Annotated in this window: 17 protein-coding genes; 5 read left to right on the top strand and 12 right to left on the bottom strand. The window is 70.4% G+C overall.

Going from position 1 to position 16,577, the window contains the following annotated elements; translation table 11 throughout:
• Positions 1-30: 30 nt before the first annotated feature.
• The 7 genes from ACZ6W9_RS03810 to rpsF form a co-directional block, all read right to left on the bottom strand.
• Complete coding sequence (locus ACZ6W9_RS03810) at positions 31-774, bottom strand: amino acid ABC transporter ATP-binding protein (protein WP_362932522.1); 744 nt, start codon at positions 772-774, stop codon at positions 31-33.
• Between the two features lie 139 nt (positions 775-913).
• Complete coding sequence (locus tag ACZ6W9_RS03805) at positions 914-1,828, bottom strand: amino acid ABC transporter permease (protein WP_389961493.1); 915 nt, start codon at positions 1,826-1,828, stop codon at positions 914-916.
• A 107-nt stretch (positions 1,829-1,935) separates the two neighbouring features.
• Positions 1,936-2,811 carry an ABC transporter substrate-binding protein gene (locus ACZ6W9_RS03800; protein ID WP_389961495.1) on the bottom strand — a complete coding sequence of 292 codons (876 nt, stop codon included), beginning with the start codon at positions 2,809-2,811 and terminating at the stop codon, positions 1,936-1,938.
• Between the two features lie 179 nt (positions 2,812-2,990).
• Positions 2,991-3,437, bottom strand: coding sequence for a 50S ribosomal protein L9 (gene rplI, locus ACZ6W9_RS03795; protein WP_362932516.1), 447 nt, complete (start codon positions 3,435-3,437; stop codon positions 2,991-2,993).
• 14 nt (positions 3,438-3,451) lie between these two features.
• Complete coding sequence (rpsR, locus tag ACZ6W9_RS03790) at positions 3,452-3,688, bottom strand: 30S ribosomal protein S18 (protein ID WP_012895699.1); 237 nt, start codon at positions 3,686-3,688, stop codon at positions 3,452-3,454.
• Between the two features lie 153 nt (positions 3,689-3,841).
• Positions 3,842-4,408: a single-stranded DNA-binding protein gene (locus tag ACZ6W9_RS03785; RefSeq protein ID WP_389961498.1), complete on the bottom strand. Its 567-nt coding sequence runs from the start codon at positions 4,406-4,408 to the stop codon at positions 3,842-3,844.
• Between the two features lie 75 nt (positions 4,409-4,483).
• Positions 4,484-4,774: a 30S ribosomal protein S6 gene (gene rpsF / locus ACZ6W9_RS03780; protein WP_189246906.1), complete on the bottom strand. Its 291-nt coding sequence runs from the start codon at positions 4,772-4,774 to the stop codon at positions 4,484-4,486.
• 258 nt (positions 4,775-5,032) lie between these two features.
• Here rpsF and ACZ6W9_RS03775 point away from each other — a divergent pair, with 258 nt between their 5' ends.
• Positions 5,033-5,344, top strand: coding sequence for a hypothetical protein (locus ACZ6W9_RS03775; RefSeq protein WP_389961501.1), 312 nt, complete (start codon positions 5,033-5,035; stop codon positions 5,342-5,344).
• Positions 5,345-5,462: 118 nt separating this feature from the next.
• On the opposite strand, the gene ACZ6W9_RS03770 is transcribed toward ACZ6W9_RS03775, so the two are convergent.
• Positions 5,463-5,639 (bottom strand): hypothetical protein, encoded by a 177-nt coding sequence (locus ACZ6W9_RS03770; RefSeq protein ID WP_362932510.1) that lies wholly within the window; start codon positions 5,637-5,639, stop codon positions 5,463-5,465.
• 115 nt (positions 5,640-5,754) lie between these two features.
• On the opposite strand from ACZ6W9_RS03770, the gene ACZ6W9_RS03765 reads away from it, so the two are divergent.
• Positions 5,755-6,513, top strand: coding sequence for a deoxyribonuclease IV (locus ACZ6W9_RS03765; protein ID WP_362932508.1), 759 nt, complete (start codon positions 5,755-5,757; stop codon positions 6,511-6,513).
• 174 nt (positions 6,514-6,687) lie between these two features.
• Here the strand turns inward: ACZ6W9_RS03765 and ACZ6W9_RS03760 are convergent, their stop codons facing one another.
• The 3 genes from ACZ6W9_RS03760 to ACZ6W9_RS03750 are packed head-to-tail and all read right to left on the bottom strand — an operon-like array spanning position 6,688 to position 12,069.
• A complete protein-coding gene (locus ACZ6W9_RS03760) occupies positions 6,688-7,941 on the bottom strand; it encodes a mannosyltransferase family protein (RefSeq protein WP_470116678.1) in 1,254 nt (417 codons plus the stop codon).
• Positions 7,922-9,265, bottom strand: coding sequence for a glycosyltransferase family 87 protein (locus ACZ6W9_RS03755; RefSeq protein WP_470116677.1), 1,344 nt, complete (start codon positions 9,263-9,265; stop codon positions 7,922-7,924). The genes ACZ6W9_RS03760 and ACZ6W9_RS03755 overlap by 20 nt, the downstream gene beginning before the upstream one ends.
• Positions 9,265-12,069: a transglycosylase domain-containing protein gene (locus tag ACZ6W9_RS03750; RefSeq protein ID WP_470116676.1), complete on the bottom strand. Its 2,805-nt coding sequence runs from the start codon at positions 12,067-12,069 to the stop codon at positions 9,265-9,267. Before ACZ6W9_RS03750 ends, ACZ6W9_RS03755 begins: the two co-directional genes overlap by 1 nt.
• 545 nt (positions 12,070-12,614) lie before the next feature.
• On the opposite strand from ACZ6W9_RS03750, the gene ACZ6W9_RS03745 reads away from it, so the two are divergent.
• Together ACZ6W9_RS03745 and ACZ6W9_RS03740 are read left to right on the top strand one after the other, a co-directional pair.
• On the top strand, positions 12,615-13,301 hold the full coding sequence (locus ACZ6W9_RS03745) for a PadR family transcriptional regulator (RefSeq protein ID WP_389961509.1): 687 nt from the start codon (positions 12,615-12,617) through the stop codon (positions 13,299-13,301).
• A gap of 29 nt (positions 13,302-13,330) precedes the next feature.
• A complete protein-coding gene (locus ACZ6W9_RS03740) occupies positions 13,331-14,410 on the top strand; it encodes an inositol-3-phosphate synthase (RefSeq protein WP_389961511.1) in 1,080 nt (359 codons plus the stop codon).
• A 102-nt stretch (positions 14,411-14,512) separates the two neighbouring features.
• On the opposite strand, the gene idi is transcribed toward ACZ6W9_RS03740, so the two are convergent.
• Positions 14,513-15,094 carry an isopentenyl-diphosphate Delta-isomerase gene (gene idi / locus ACZ6W9_RS03735; protein WP_362932496.1) on the bottom strand — a complete coding sequence of 194 codons (582 nt, stop codon included), beginning with the start codon at positions 15,092-15,094 and terminating at the stop codon, positions 14,513-14,515.
• A 169-nt stretch (positions 15,095-15,263) separates the two neighbouring features.
• Here idi and ACZ6W9_RS03730 point away from each other — a divergent pair, with 169 nt between their 5' ends.
• A complete protein-coding gene (locus ACZ6W9_RS03730) occupies positions 15,264-16,559 on the top strand; it encodes an MFS transporter (RefSeq protein WP_470116675.1) in 1,296 nt (431 codons plus the stop codon).
• The last annotated feature ends 18 nt before the right edge of the window (positions 16,560-16,577 follow it).

The following is a 16,577-nucleotide window of genomic DNA, read 5'->3' as shown; positions in this document are numbered from 1 at the left end:
GGTCAGCGAACCCGGCGGGCCGGCCGGGACTCAGAGCCGCCGGGCGTCGAGCACGCTCCGCAGGAACTCCCGGGTGCGGGGCTGCCGGGGGTCGGTGAAGACCTGCTCGGGGGTGCCGCGTTCCAGGAGCACGCCGCCGTCGAGGAAGCAGACGGTGTCGGCGATCTCCCGGCAGAAGCCCATCTCGTGGGTGGTCAGGATCATGGTCATTCCGGTGTCCTTGAGCTCCCGGATGATCCCGAGCACCTCGGTGACCAGCTCCGGGTCGAGCGCCGAGGTCACCTCGTCCAGCAGCATCAGGCGGGGCCTGGTGGCCAGGGCCCGGATGATGGCGACGCGCTGCTGCTGGCCGCCGGAGAGCCGGTCGGGGTAGGCCAGGGCCTTGTCCGCCAGCCCGAACCTGCCCAGCAGCTCTCGGGCCTGCTCCTCGGCCTGCTCCCGGCCGGTCCCGTGCACCTTGCGCGGGGCCAGGGTGATGTTGTCCAGCACGGTCATGTGCGGGAAGAGGTTGAACGCCTGAAAGACGATGCCGATCCTCCTGCGCACGTCGTCGGCGTCGGCCCGGACGTCGGTGATCTCCTGGCCGTCCAGGTGGATCGTGCCGTCGTCCACGGTCTCCAGGAGGTTCACGCAGCGCAGCAGCGTGGACTTGCCCGACCCGGAGGCGCCGATCAGGCAGACCACCTCGTGCGCCCCGACCGACAGGTCGATTCCGCGCAGCACGCTGTGGCCGTGGTAGTTCTTCCAGACGCCGTCGATGGTCAGCAGGCTCATGAGGTCTCCTTCCCCGTCCGCCGGGCGGGTCGCGGGCGGCCGTCCCCTCCGCGCGGCGGCTCGCCGTACGGTGGGCCCTCATCCCGCGGGCCGGGCCGCGGACGGTCCGTCCGGCGGCCGGGAGCCGCGCGCCGCCCGCTCACTGGCCCCGCCGCCGCTGCGAGCGGGCCGCCAGATAGTCGGTGAAGCGGGCCATGGGGATGGTCAGCACGATGAACAGCAGCGCGGCGGCCAGGTAGGGCGTGTAGTTGAACGTGCTCGCGACGTGGATCTGCGCCTGGCGCAGCGCCTCCAGCGGGCCGATCGTGGCCACCAGCGCGGTGTCCTTCTGCAGCGAGACGAAGTCGTTGAGCAGCGGCGGCACCACGCGTCGTACGGCCTGCGGCACCACCACGTACCGCATCGCCTTGCCGTGGCTCAGCCCCAGGGACCGGGCGGCGGCCACCTGGCTGGGGTGCACCGAGTCGATGCCCGCCCGGAACACCTCTGCGACGTAGGCGCCGTACGACAGGGTCAGCGCGACGACGCCCAGCGTCGCCAGGTCCGTCGGGGTGCCCTGCAGGCCGAGGGCGGGCAGGCCGAAGCCGACGAGATAGATGACCAGGATCGTGGGCACGCCGCGGAACACGTCGGTGTAGGCGACCGCCAGGGCCCGCAGAGGGAAGAAGACCGGCGCCCTGAGGCTGCGGACCAGCGCGACCAGCAGCCCCACCACCAGGATCAGCGGCTCGGCGATCAGGAAGATCTTGATGTTGAGCAGGAACCCGCTCAGGACGTCCGGCAGCGCCGAGACGAACTGCTCGGGGTCGAAGAACGTCTCCCGGACCCTGGGCCAGCCGGGCGAGGCGGTGAGGACCCACAGCAGCAGGACGATCACCAGCACCGTCGAGGCCGTCGCGATCGAGCCCGAGCGGGCCGTCCGCCGCCTGCGCAGGCGCTCGCGCTCCACCTGCCGCGCGCTCTTCACCCAGTCCGGCGCGACCGCCGCGGTCCCGGCCGGAGCCTGCGCGCCGTCGTCGGCCGGGACCGCGGCGCCACCGGACGGGGAGGCCACCCCGTCACCCGAGGTCCGCGCGCCGGCGGCCGGGGGTCCGGCGCCGTCACCCCGGACCCGCGCGCCGCCGTCCGCCGGGGTCGCTCGGTCCCGGTCGCCGCTTCCCGTCACTTCAGCTCCGGCGCGCCCGCGGCCGACCCGAGCCACTCGCTCTCGATCTTCGCCAGCTCGCCGGAGGCGGTGAGGTCGTCGATGGCCTCGTTGACGCAGCCCACCAGCGGGCTGCCCTTCTCGAAGACCGCGCCGAAGACCTCGGGCGTACCGGAGACGGAGCCGAACTGGCCGACGATCTTGGAGTTCTCGACCTGGGCCGCGGTCACGTAGAACGCGGTGGGCAGGTCCACCACCACGGCGTCGACCTGCTTGTTCTTCAGCGCGTTCACCGCGTCGATCTGCTCGTTGTAGACGTTCGGCTCCTTGGCGGGCCGGATGACGTCCTTGACCGCCTGCAGCGAGGTGGTGCCGATCTGAACGCCGATCTTGGCGTCCCGCAGCCCGGCGAGATCCGTCGCGGAGGCGATGGGGGAGCCCTCCAGCGCGACCACGGCCTGCTTGACGGTGTAGTAGCCCTTGCTGAAATCGACGACCTTGGCACGGGCGGGGGTCACGGAGACCTGGTTGACGTCGAAGTCGAACTTCTTGGCGCCGGGGGCGAAGGCGGCGTCGAACTTCACCGTCGTCCACTTCACCTGGCCGCCCTCGAAGCCGAGCCGCTTGGCGATGGCGTGGGCCACCGCGCTCTCGAAGCCCTTGCCGTTGGCCGGGGCGTCGTCCTTGAACCACGGCTCGTAGGCCGGCTTGTCGGTGCCGATGGTCAGGGTGCCCGGAGTCTTCAGGGCGAGCCCTTCCTTGGCGCAGGCGTCCGCCGCCGGGGTGCCCGCCGTACCGGACGGGGCCGCCTGGGTCGTGTCCGAGGCCGGGGCGCAGGCCGTCACGGCCACCGCGAGGGCGCCGAGCGCGAACAGGATCGAGGGACGGACCACGACAAACCTCCATGAACGAAGCAACAGCTTCGAAATTGTATGAATTTTCCGCGTCACCGATGTCCCCGTCTCGGCATACGGATACATACGGAGAGGGGCCCCTCCCGAGAAGACGAGAGAGACCCCTTCGCGACCCCCTCCCGAGAAGACGGAAGGGGGTCCTGGTCAGGCATGACCGGTCAGGCCGCGACGACCTCGACGTCGACGGCGGCGGTGACCTCCGGGTGCAGCTTGACGGTGACCCGGTGCGAGCCGAGGCTCTTGATCGCCGGGGCGATCTCGATCCGGCGGCGGTCGAGCAGGGGGCCGCCGGCGGCCTTGACGGCCTCGGCCACGTCGGCGGTGGTGATCGAGCCGAACAGGCGACCCGACTCACCGGCCTTCGTGGTCAGGACCACGCGCAGAGCCTTGAGCTGGCCGGCGACCTCCTGGGCGGTGCCCAGGTCACGGATCTCGCGGGCGTCGCGAGCCTTCTTGATCGAGGCGATCTGCTTCTCGCCGCCGCGCGTCCACAGGATCGCGTAGCCGCGGGGGAGCAGGAAGTTGCGGCCGTAGCCGCCCTTGACCTCGACGATGTCGCCGGGGGCGCCGAGGCCCGAGACCTCACTGGTGAGAATGAGCTTCATCTGTCCGGACCTCCTTAGCGCGCGGTGCTCATGTACGGCAGGAGCGCCATCTCACGAGCGTTCTTGATAGCGGTCGCCACGTCACGCTGGTGCTGGGTGCAGTTGCCCGTCACCCGGCGAGCACGGATCTTGCCGCGGTCGGAGATGAACTTCCGAAGCAGCGCCGTGTCCTTGTAGTCGACGTAGGAGATCTTGTCGTGGCAGAACAGGCAAACCTTCTTCTTGGGCTTGCGCAGTGCCGGCTTGGCCATCGTGGTGCTCCTTTCAGAGCCCCGCCGCGAGGCGGGAATGGTCGCTGCGGATATGGACTGGGTTGTGGGACGCGGTCCCCGGCCGCCCCGGAGGGCGGCGCCGTGGAACTGCCCGGTGGACCCCCGCCGCGGCGGGGACCCGCGGAGCAGGTCCTAGAAAGGCGGTTCGTCGCTGAAGTCGTTGCCGCCGAAGCCGCCGCCGCCCTGCTGCTGGCCGCCGCCGAAGCCGCCGCCACCGCCGCCGCCGTAACCACCGCCGCCTCCCTGAGGCGCGGTCGGCGTGGCGGAGGCCCACGGGTCATTGGCCGGACCGCCGCCGAAGCCACCGCCGCCGCCACCGCCACCACCCTGCCGGGTGGTCTTGTTGACCTTGGCGGTCGCGTTGCGGAGGGAGGGGCCGACCTCGTCGACCTCGACCTCGTAGACCGTGCGCTTCTCGCCTTCCTTGGTCTCGTAAGACCGCTGGCGCAGCCGTCCCTGGACGATGACCCGCATGCCGCGCTGAAGGCTCTCGGCGACGTTCTCCGCCGCCTGCCGCCAGACGTTGCAGGTCAGGAACAGCCCTTCGCCGTCCTTCCACTCGTTGGTCTGCCTGTCGAGGAACCGCGGAGTGGACGCGATGCGGAACCGGGCCACGGCTTGCCCCGTGGGGGTGAAGCGCAGCTCCGGGTCGTCGACGAGGTTGCCGACGATGGTGATCTGAGTGTCGCCTGCTGCCATGGCTAGCGATGCCTTTCCTGCGGCCTTAGCTGTTATCGGCTCAGAGTACGGCTGCCACCCGACAAAAGCCGGGGATTAGTGCACGTCCGGGCGCAGGACCTTCGTGCGGAGGATGCCCTCGTTGAGGTTCATCTGCCGGTCGAGCTCCTTGACCGTGGCGGGAGTCGCGGTCAGATCGATCACGGCGTAGATGCCCTCGGGCTTCTTGGCGATGTCGTAGGACAGCCGCCGGCGACCCCACACGTCGACCTTCTCCACCGTGCCGCCGTCATTGCGGACGACAGTGAGGAACTGGTCGAGGGAAGGGGCCACCGTGCGCTCATCGAGCGACGGGTCGAGAATGACCATCACTTCGTAACGACGCATGCTGGCTTCCAACCTCCTCTGGACTTTCGCGGTCACGACACCGTGCCGTGACAGGAGGACGCTGACGTCTTCGCCCCGGCGCCCATTTCGGCGGCGGAGGCGGCGGGCGGGCGGAAACACACCCGCGCGACGCAGCCGTGCAAGCCTACCAGGGTGTCAAGGGTTGGGCCGCCACCTCGCCGGGCACCCCCTACCAGAAGGAAGCACAAGCCCCCCACCAGGAAGAACACAGGGAGAACACAGGGAAAGTGGTGGGTCATGTCGCAGACGTCTCGCCCCGTGCGCGGCCAGAGGTTCCGGCTGAGGATGAACAGCGACGGACGGCGGCACCCGCTGGAGAACCTCCTGAGCGTCGTCACGCTGGTCTTCGGCCTGGTGGCCTTCGCCTGCGGGTTCAACCCCGGAGCCCACGTGTTCGCGGCGTGGCTGGGCGTGCTGGGGTTCGTCGGCGGGCTCTACTCCCAGTACATCTCGGCGACCACGGCGGAGCGCTCGCTGAACATCGTCGGCATCGTCGCCTCGTTCGTCGGCCTGGCCTTCGGCGTCTACCACGGCGGCTTCTACCCGTGATCCGGTGACTCCGTGGACTCATGGGCCCACGGGCCGCCCGGCCCACCGGTCCGTACGGTGGCGAGCCCGTGCCCGCGCGGGCTCGCACCCGCGCGGGCCCGTGTCCACAGAACAGAACCTAGAACCGCAGGTCCACGCCCAGCAGGACGAGGAACCACAGGAAGATCGCCAGCAGTGCCCTGGCGACGTCCTTCAGCAGCGCCGGGGTGATGTAGTCGTGGACCCAGGCCACGTAGACGCCGATGATGATGTAGATCAGCCCGATCAGGCTGATTCCTCTGCTGCGGTAAGCCATCTCGACTCCTTGCGTCGGCCCGCCGGGGGCCGGTGTGGGGGGTACGCCGGGAGCGCGTGGGGCGCGCCGTCCGACTGCCCGTGCGCGGGGCCCTGAAACGGTTAGGCTCGAACACATGCCGCGTATCGGAGCCCATGTCTCCTCGGACGACCCGCTCGCCCACGCCAGGGCGTGCGACGCCGAGGCCGTGCAGTTCTTCCTCGGTGACCCGCAGGGCTGGAAGGGCCCGGTCGTCGAGGAGAAGACCCGCGAGATCAGGGACTCGGGGGTCGACGTCTACGTCCACGCCCCCTACGTGATCAATGTGGCCACGGTGAACAACCGCGTCCGCATCCCCAGCCGCAAGCTGCTGAGCGCCCATCTCGCGGCCGCCGCGGAGCTGGGGGCCAAGGGCCTGATCGTCCACGGCGGGCACGTGACGGCCGGCGACGACCCGCAGAAGGGCTTCGACAACTGGCGCAAGGTGTTCGAGCGTCTGGAGGAGCACGAGGTCCCCGTGCTCATCGAGAACACCGCGGGCGGCGGCAACGCGATGGCGCGGCGGCTGGACCGCATCGCCCGGCTCTGGGAGGCCCTCGACGGCTTCGACGTGGGCTTCTGCCTGGACACCTGTCACGCCCACGCCGCCGGGGAGGACCTGGCCGACGTGGTCGACCGGATCAGGGCGATCACCGGCCGGATCGACCTGGTCCACTGCAACGACTCGCGGGACGCCGCCGGGTCGGGCGCCGACCGGCACGCCAACCTCGGCGCGGGCCAGATCGACACCGAGCTCATCCTCCAGGTGTGCCGGAGCGCGGACGCGCCGATCATCGTGGAGACCCCGTCCGCCGGCCAGGCCGAGGACATCGCCCTGCTCAGGAAGAGGCTCTAGGGCCCGCTCCGCGGGTCCCCGCCACGGCGCGGATCCGCGGAGCGGCCGCGGGAGGAGGGCCCGGAAACGGCCCGCGAAGGGCCCCGCGCCGGCCCCGGGGCCTCCGGCGGATTCAATCCACAGCCTGTGGATAACTTTTCTGGATTATTCACCGCCGAAATCGGGTAAAGGTATTCAGCCCACCCAGGCGCCCTGCATGAAGCTCAGCGTGTTGAGCGCCATGAGCGGGCCCGCCACCAGCGCGTATACGGCGATGGTCCACCGTCGCCAGGGCGGCCCCGTGGCGCTCACCCGCGCGAGGAGCAGGAAGAGCGGCCACCACAGCAGCGCGGACCGCGGGATCGACAGGTAGAAGGCGGAGCAGATCAGGGCGCCCACCTGGAGCCCCACGTAGACGAACTCGCTCCATCGGCGCAGGTACAGCAGGACCAGCACCAGCCCGACCCCGACGAACGCCCCGGCGATCTCCATCCGGAACGCCCACGCGAACTGCCCGTCGCCCATCGCGGAGGTCCACGTCGTGGACAGCGACTGCCAGGGCCACACCAGCTGGCGGCCCCAGCCGGCCTCCTGCGCGTGTTTCCAGGCCAGCCAGTCGCCGGTGCGGGTGTAGTGGTAGGCCGAGTACAGCCCCAGCGGGACGAACGGCACCGCGAGCCAGGCCGCCTGCCGTACCGGCCGGCGGTGGGTGAAGAACTCCACCACCAGCGCGAGCGCCAGGAACAGGCCGGTGATCCGCACGCAGGAGGCGCCGGCGGCGAGGGCGGCGGCCAGCGGCCAGCGGCCCTGACGCGCCGCCAGCCAGGCCGGGAGCGCGAAGGCCAGGAACAGCGCCTCGCTGTAGCCGACGAACAGGAAGACCGACATCGGCCACAGCAGCAGCGTCAGCACGGCGCGCCACCCGGTCCCCGGCGGCCCCTCGAACTCCGCCAGCCGGGCCAGCGCCACCACGGCGACGGCCCCCGCGACCAGGGAGATCAGCAGCCCCGCGAGCGTCCAGTCGCCGACCAGGGGCCGTACCACCCGCAGCGCCAGCGGCATTCCCGGGAAGAACGCGGGCAGCCCCGCGTCGGGCTTGGCCGCGGGGTCGCCGCCGTACCCGTGCTCGGCGATGATGATGAGCAGCTGGGCGTCCCAGTGCCGCCAGCGGTCCAGGAACGGCATGGACGCCACCTGCGACACGGCCCCGGCCCCCGCGGCGAGGGAGAGGACGACGACTCCCAGCCGGGAGCTCAGCCAGAGCAGCATCGCCTCCGTGCGGGCGTCGCGCGGCGCGGGCGGCGCCGACGGCGGCGCGGTCCTCCGCGCGACGGCGGTCTCGACCGGACCGCCGGCACCGGGCCCGCCGGCGTCGGAGGTCTCCTCGGGTCCGCCGTCGCCGCCGGTCGGCACCGGCTCCGGGCCGGGCTCAGGCGCGCGCGGGGTCATTGTCCGGGAGCACGAAGCCGGGGGAGCCGCCGAGGCGGAAACGGTCGGGCGCCTCGTCGAAGACGCCTCCGGACGGGTCGTCGACGCCGCTCCGGCGGACCACGTCCTTCTCCGGCCGCAGGATGTCGCGGACCACGAAGGCCATCATGACCACGATGGTGATCGCCCGACCCCACACCGCGGTGAAATAGGTGTCACCGGAGATGCCGAGGTCGGCGTTGCCCGGCTGGAGGGCGACGAGATAGAGCCAGATCGCGAAGAAGTACCAGCACTCGGCGGCCATCCACAGCGCGAGCGGCTTCCAGTTCGGCCGGGCCAGCACCGCGAAGGGGATCAGCCAGAGCACGTACTGCGGCGACCACACCTTGTTGGTCAGCATGAACGCGGCCAGCGCCAGGAAGCAGAGCTGCATCAGCCGGGGCCTGGTCGGCGCGGCCAGGGCGAGCAGCGCGATGCCCAGGCAGAGCAGGCCCAGCGTGACGATGCCGAGGCTGTCGACCCGCTCGGGGTCGCCCAGCAGCGGCCACTGCTTCTGGGAGAAGAAGAACCAGATCGATCCCCAGTCGGCGGGGCGCTCCTGGCTGAAGACGTAGAACCGCTTCCAGCCGTCGAAGGCCAGGAGCATGATCGGCACGTTGACGACGAGCCAGATTCCGGCCGCGCCGGCGGCGGTCTGGGCGAACTCCTTCCACCGGCCGGTGCGCCAGGTCAGCAGGAACAGCGGACCGAGGAACATCAGCGGGTAGAACTTCGTGGCGACGGCCAGCCCGAGCAGGACTCCGGCGAGCACGTGCCGCCGCTTCGACCAGGCCAGCAGCCCGCCGAGCGCGAGCACCCCCGCGGCCAGGTCCCAGTTGATGTAGGCGGTGAGGATCAGGGCCGGGGCGAGCGCGTACCACGCGGCGTCCCAGCGCCGGGCCGGCCCGGCGAGCGCCGCCGTCAGCAGCACGCCCCCGATCAGGCAGACGGCCATCAGGACCGTGGTCAGGTCGTAGAACGCCGTCGGGGGATCACTCGTCGGCCCGACGAGCCTGCGGAAGAACTCCATGATCCCGCCGATGCCGACGGGGTACTCGACGGGGTGGTCGAAGTAGGGGACCTTGCCCTCGTTGAGCTTCTCGTTCCACCACAGCGGATAGATGTCCGTGTAACAGAAGTTGGTGAACTGGAGGGTGCCGTCGTTCCATGCCCCGCCGAAGCGGCACGGCCACTTCCACAGGTAGGCGAGCGCCGCCCCCAGCCCCGCGAGCAGGGTCAGGGGGAGGTACGGGATCTCTCCGCTCTCACGGGACGTGGTGAGCCACCCGGGCCGGTTCGCCTTCATCAGGGCCGCCGGCGGGACGGCTCGGGACTCGGCATGATCGCCGCTCCGGGGCTCGTGGTGCCGACGTCGCCGCTCCCGTTCCCGTTGCCGGGACCGTTGCCGTTGCCGGGGCCGTTTCCGCCGCCGTTGCCGGGACCGTTGCCGATGTCGCCGCCCCCGCCGTCGTCGGGGAGGGGCGCGTCGTCGGTGCTGTCCTGCGGCGTGTCACAGGACAGGTCACCGGGCTGGCAGCCCCCGTCGTCGACGGACGGGTTGTCCGGGTCGCCGTCGTTCGGCCAGCTCTGGTCGAACGGGTCGTCTGGCTGCTCCGACTCCGCCGTCGGCGTCGGGGTCGGCTTGGGGTCGACCAGGTTGTGCGGCTGACCGGCGTCGACCCGCGTCGGGAACTGCTCGACCGGGTCCTTGGCGGTGGCCAGGGCCATGTAGTCGTGCCAGATCTGGGTCGGGGTGCCGCCGCCGCCGATGAACGGCGGCATCGGCTCCTCGGCCCAGGACGGCTTGGCCTTCTTGCTGACCGGCTGGCCGTACTTGTCGACCTTGAGCGGGCGTCGGCCGGCCGCGCCGATCGGCTTGTTGTACGGCACGTCCTTGGACATGCCGACCGCGGTGACCAGCCGCGGGGTGAAGCCGACGAACCAGGCGTCCTTGTAGGCGTTGTTCGTGCCGGTCTTGCCGGCCACCGGACGGGTGCCGAGGTTCGCCGCGGTGCCGGTGCCGCTCTTGACGACGGCCTGCAGCGCGACGGTCACGTCGGCCGCGGTCTCGGGGGTGATGACCTCGCGGGGGTTGGCCAGCTCGGGCAGCACCACCCCCCCGTCGAGGTCGGTCACCTTGATGACGGTGTGCCAGTCGGCGTGCTTGCCGCCGTTGGCGAAGATCGAGTAGCCGGCGGCCTGCTCGACCGGGGTGACCGAGGCGACACCGATCGTGGTCTGGTACTTCTGCTCCTCGATCGCGTAGTCGACCGCGTTCAGGCCGCGGTAGGCCGGGTTCTTCTTGGCCTCCTCACCGACCCCGGCGTCCTTGGCGATCTGGGCGACGGCATCCAGGCCGACCTCCTCGCCCATCTGCGCGAAGACGGTGTTCACCGAGTCGGCCATGGCCTTGACCATGTTGATCGGCCCGTACGGCGCGGCGTGGGAGTTGCCGATCTCCGTGGTGCCCGGCATCTTGATCTTCGACACGCCGTCAACATAACTGTCGAGGGAGTAGCCCTTCTCCAGCCACGCCGCGAGGACGTACGGCTTGAACGCCGACGCCGCCTGCTTGGGCGAGGTGAACGCGCGGTTGCCGTACACCTTGAGGTAGTCGTCGCCGCTGTAGAAGGCGACCACCCGGCCGTTCCTGGGGTCCACCGAGGCGATGCTGGCGTGGATGGTGGGGTCGAGCCCGGCGGTGCGGGCCTTGACCACCTTCTGGGCGTCCTCCATCTTCTGCTTGTCGAAGGTCGTGTAGACCTTCAGCCCCTGGGTCTCCAGCATCTCCTTGGTGATGCCGCGCCGGGCGAGCTCCTGGCGCGCGATGTCGAGCATGAAACCGCGGATGCCCTTGTAGATGTCGGTGGTCTTGACCTTGACGAACTTGAGCTTCTCGAAGGGGGCGTCGGCGTACTTGCCGTACTTGGCCGGGTCCATCTCGGCCATGTTCCGCAGCGCGACGGTGTAGCGCTCCTTGGTGGCGGCGAAGTTGCCTTCCTGCTCCAGCACGTCGAAACGGCTCGGGTTCTGGATGCGGCCCGCGAGGTAGGCGGCCTGCGGCGGGGTGAGCTGCCAGACGTGCCTGCCGAAGAACGCCTTGGCGGCGGCCTCGATGCCGTTGGCGCCGCGGCCGAAGTAGATCGTGTTCAGGTAGCGGGTGAGGATCTCGTCCTTCTCGAGCGTCTTGCTGATCTTGACGGCGACGAAGATCTCCTTGATCTTCCGCTTGATCGACACCTCCTGGCTGAGGCCGTCGTAGTAGCCGCGGGCCATCTGCTGGGTGATGGTCGAGGCGCCCTGGAGCTGGGTGCCGGACGTCGTGCTCCACAGCGAACGGGCCATGCCCTTGATGTCGATGCCGCTGTCGGTGCGGAAGGTCCTGTTCTCCAGGGCGATCACCGCGTCCTGGACGTGCAGGGGGATCTTCTCGATCGTCACCGGGGTGCGCTTGACGCCCATGCGGGCGATGACGGTCTTGCCGTCGGCGTAGTAGAAGACGCTGCCCCGGTCGTTCACGCTGGCCTTGGCGTCCGCGTCCGACGGGACGGGCGTGTTGGCGTAGCCGACCGCGATCATGCCGAAGACGCCGGCGGCGACGACCACGAAGCCGGCCACCAGGATCTTCCAGCTCGGCAGGAACCGCTTCCAGCCCTTACGCCGGCCGTCGCCGGGCCCGTCGTCGCCGGATCCGTCGTCACCGTGCCCGCCGCCGGGGCCCTCGGGACCGCCCGGTCCGGACACCCCGCGCCCGCGTGCCCGCCTGCGCCTGGGGCCCGGCGTGCCCTCGGCCGCGAAGCGGCCGGCCACCTGGGTCTCGTTGGCGTCCAGGGAACGGTTCCCCGGGCCGGCGGCCCGCACCCGGGTCTCCTGAGCCGCGTCACGGCCTTCGGCTCCCGGAACGCCGCCGGTGTGGGCGGCGCCCCGCGCCGCGGCGAGCATCGCCTGGGTGTCCTCGAAGGCCGCCTCCTGGCGGCGGCCGGTGGCCGGGCCGTACGGCGCGCGGGGGTCGGGCCCCGCGCCCTGTGGCAGCCGTACCGTGTCGTTGCGGCCCGAGCCGTACGGAGGCCGCCCCGGCTGTGCCTGGGACGGCCCGCGGTTCACGGCCATGTCGCCGGTTTGAGACGGTTGAGCCGGGGGAACCGGAGGAGAAGCGGCCCCCGCGCCGGAGCGGCGGCGCCGCCCCTGGCGAGCCGAAGGGTCCGGACCTCGCCGGTCTCCGCCCGGCTCCGGGTCATTGCTGCTGCTGTAACTCACGCGTCCTCGTTCGGTCGTCAAGGTCTACGGCGGCGTACAGGCGCGGCGAGGTTACCTCCCGCAGGCGGATGATCTCGTCGCCTTGGCCCACAACTGGCCGGCCCGTTCGGGTGGATCTCCGTTGCCGAGGACGATCGAGGTCTTCCGGTGACTCCCAGAACAACCTTGGCAGACCTCGGCCGCGACAGGCCGGGATTTCCCGTATCGACGGGCGGTCCAGGCCATGCGGGACCCGTCTCCCGACACGATCAGCCGTGACCACATAGCCGCCAGACTACGGCTTTTTACGCTTTCCTCCCAACCTCTTGAGAAAGTCGTTAATTGCGGAGATATGACGCGCCGACGTATCCTCCTGATGTATCGGAGCGATACATCGACGCGAGAGGTGGTGTTCCCCGGTGGCCAGCGGACGTAGCGGCGTGCTGGAGCTCGCCGTGCTCGGGTCGTTGCACGAGACTCCACTCCACGGCTACGAGCTGCGCAAACGCCTGAACTCCCTGCTCGGGATGTTCCGGGCGTTCTCCTACGGCTCGCTGTACCCCTGCCTCCGTCAGCTGCTGGCGGACGGCCTCATCGTCGAGGACGACGGGGCGGAGGATGCCTCTGCCCCGGCGGAGGGCTCCATAACGCTCACCGGACGGCGATCGAAGATCGTCTACCGGCTGACCGCAGAGGGCAAGGAGCGGCTCCAGGAGCTGCTGACCCAGGCCGGTCCGTCTGCCTGGGAAGATGAGAGCTTCGGCATCCATTTCGCCTTCTTCAGGCACACGGAGGCCGAGGTGCGTCTGCGTATCCTCGAGGGCCGTCGCAGCCGGCTCGAGGAGCGGCTCGACGGCGTCCGCACGGCCCTGGCCCGGACGAGGGAGCGGCTCGACAGCTACACCCTCGAACTGCAGCGTCACGGGCTGGAGTCGGTGGAGCGCGAGGTGCGCTGGCTGAACGAGCTGATCGCCACCGAGCGGCGCGAGTCGTCGGCGGCGGAGGCCCTGCGTTCGGCCGAGGACGCTCCACAAGAGGAAACACCCCGGGCGCCCGCGCCCGGATCTGATAACCGGGGACGGCGTTCCGCCCCGGACGGCAAATGACGAACTAACGACCAAGGGGAGCGAGTGCCATGGGTTCGGTGCGCGTAGCCATTGTCGGTGTTGGCAACTGTGCCTCGTCGCTCGTGCAGGGCGTGCACTACTACAGGGACGCCGATCCCGGCACCCGGGTGCCGGGCCTGATGCACGTCAAGTTCGGCGACTACCACGTCGGCGACGTCGAGTTCGTCGCGGCGTTCGACGTCGACGCCAAGAAGGTCGGGCGCGACCTGTCCGAGGCGATCGTGGCGTCGGAGAACAACACCATCAAGATCTGCGACGTGCCGCCGCTCGGCGTGACCGTGCAGCGCGGCCACACCTTCGACGGTCTGGGCGAGTACTACAGCGAGATGATCGAGGAGTCCGACGAGGCCCCGGTCGACGTCGTGCGGGTCCTCAAGGAGAACCGGGTCGACGTCCTCGTCTCCTACCTGCCGGTGGGCTCGGAGGAGGCCGACCGCTTCTACGCCCAGTGCGCCATCGACGCCAAGGTGGCGTTCGTCAACGCGCTGCCGGTGTTCATCGCCTCCGACCCCGAGTGGGCGCGGAAGTTCACCGAGGCGGGCGTGCCGATCGTCGGCGACGACATCAAGTCGCAGGTCGGCGCCACCATCACGCACCGCGTCATGGCCAAGCTGTTCGAGGACCGCGGGGTGGAGCTGCTCCGCACCTACCAGCTGAACTTCGGCGGCAACATGGACTTCATGAACATGCTGGAGCGCAAGCGCCTCCAGTCCAAGAAGATCTCCAAGACGCAGTCCGTCACCTCGCAGATCCCGCACGAGATGGGCAAGGCCGACGTGCACATCGGCCCGTCGGACCACGTGCCGTGGCTGGACGACCGCAAGTGGGCCTACGTCCGGCTGGAGGGCCGCTCCTTCGGCGACACCCCGCTGAACCTGGAGTACAAGCTGGAGGTCTGGGACTCCCCGAACTCCGCCGGCATCATCATCGACGCCGTACGGGCCGCCAAGATCGCCATGGACCGCGGCATCGCCGGCCCGATCCTGTCGGCCTCGTCCTACTTCATGAAGTCCCCGCCGGAGCAGTACTCCGACGACGAGGCTCGCGAGTACGTCGAGAAGTTCATCCGCGGCGAGGTCGAGCGCTGACGCCCCGCCGATGACGAAGCCCTCCGCCCACCGGGGCGGGGGGCTTCTTCCGCGCCGGGCCCCCTGTGACCGCTCAGCGCGCCGGGCTCTTCCCGTGACCGCTCAGCGGGCGGCGGGCGGCAGCTCCGCCGGGTCAGCGGCCGGCCAGGTCAGCGGGTCGGCGCCGAGGCGGTCGAGGTGGGGGATCTGCTCCCGGCACCACGGGGAGATCTCCAGACTGCCGTCGAGCACCCCGGCCGCGAACTCCTTCCACGGCATCCAGCGGACCTCGCCCACCTCCTCGGGGTTGGGCGCGGCGTCGCGGGCGACGACGGCGCGGTAGACCGGGCAGAGCTCGCGCTCGACGATCCCGTTGTCCATGACCGCGCGGTAGGAGAAGCGGGGCAGGATCAGATCCACCCGCTCCACCTCCAGCCCGAGCTCGTAGGAGAGCCGGCGGATCACCGCGGCGGGGAGCGGCTCCCCGGGCAGCGGGTGGCCGCAGCAGCTGTTGGTCCAGGCGTCCGGCCATGTGATCTTGTGTGACGCCCGGCGGGTGAGCAGCACCCGGCCCTGGTCGTCGAACACGTAGCTGGAGAAGGCCAGATGCAGCGGGGTGTCGGAGCCGTGCACCGTCGCCTTGGGAGCCGTGCCGATCGCGTTGCCGTCGGTGTCGACGAGCACGACGTGTTCATCACGTGTCACCCGACCGAGGGTACGTGACCGGGCAGGTCCGCCGGGTCCGATGAGCATTAGTTCATGAAAGGTCCGTGTAACGCGGTTAACACCGGTTCACGAAGACCCGCCCGCGGCTGAGAGGCTTCTCAGGGATTTCCCCGATGCCGCCGTCGGCGGCCCCGCGTACGCTGATCGCGTGTCGTTCCTCTCCGATCTCCGCGTCGTCCTGGAAGGCCGGGACTTCCGGCGGCTGTACGCGACCCGCCTGGTCTCGCAGTTCTCCGACGGGGTCTTCCAGTTCGCGGTGACCGGATTCGCCTTCTTCAGCCCGGAGAAGAACACGAGCGCCGCCGCCGTCGCCGCCGGTCTGGCCGTGCTGTTCCTGCCGTACTCGATCCTGGGGCCCTTCGTGGGCGTGTTCATCGACCGGTGGTCCCGGCAGCGGATCCTGGTGGTCTCGCCGCTGGTGCGCGGCGCGCTGCTGCTGGTGACCGCGGCCATCGTCGTCTCGGACGCTCCCGAGCCGGTCTTCTACGCCGCCGCGCTCGCCGTCCTCGGCGTCAACCGGTTCTTCCTGGCCGCGCTCGGGGCCGCGCTGCCGCACGTCGTCCCGCCCGACCGGCTGATGGTGGCCAACGCCGTCACCCCCACCTCCGGAACGGTGGTGACCTTCCTCGGCGTGGGCCTGGGCTACACACTGCGGCTGGCCGTCGGGGGCGACGACCGGGGCACGGCGGTGCTGCTGGCCTTCTCCGCGGTCGTCTTCTGCGTCAGCGGCCTGGTCGCCAGGACCATGGACCGCGGACTGCTCGGCCCGGCCGACGACCCCGAGCGGCCGCAGGCCCGCGAGGCGGTGCGCAACGTCGTCCGCGGACTGGCCGACGGCGTCCGGCACATCGCCCACCGCCGCGCCGCGAGCGCCGCCCTGGGGGCGATGGCGACCCACCGGTTCATGTACGGCATGTGCACGGCGATGCTGGTGCTGCTGTCGCGCTACTACTTCGCCGAGAGCGCCGAGAGCGCGCTGAACGCGGTCACCCTGGTGCTGGCCACCTCGGGGGTGGGTTACTTCCTCGCCATCCTGGTCACGCCGTGGGCGACCGCGCGCTTCGGCATCGAGACCTGGGTGCCGGTCATGCTCGCCACCGCGGGGGTGCTGACGTTCGCGCTCTGCGCGTCGTTCCACCAGTGGGCCTTCGCCGTCGGCGGCTTCGTGCTGGGCATCACCGGCCAGAGCATCAAGATCTGCGCGGACACGAGCGTCCAGCGCGACGTCGAGGACCTCTACCTCGGACGGGCGTTCTCGATCTACGACATGCTCTTCAACGGCACGTACGTGCTCGCCGCCGCCCTGGCCGCGGTGATGCTGCCGCCCAACGGGAAGTCGCTGGTCGTGCTCTCGGTCATCTGCGCCGGGTACCTGGCGGGCGCGCTGGTCTACCGGGTCGTCGCGCCGGACCGCCCGCGCGAGCCGCTGCCGTCGTCGTCGTGACCCCCCCGGGGCCGCCCG

This window comes from Streptosporangium sp. NPDC053982, from assembly GCF_055585205.1.
The sequence above is the reverse complement of the archived record's forward strand: the minus strand, read 5'-3'. Positions and strand labels throughout refer to the sequence as shown.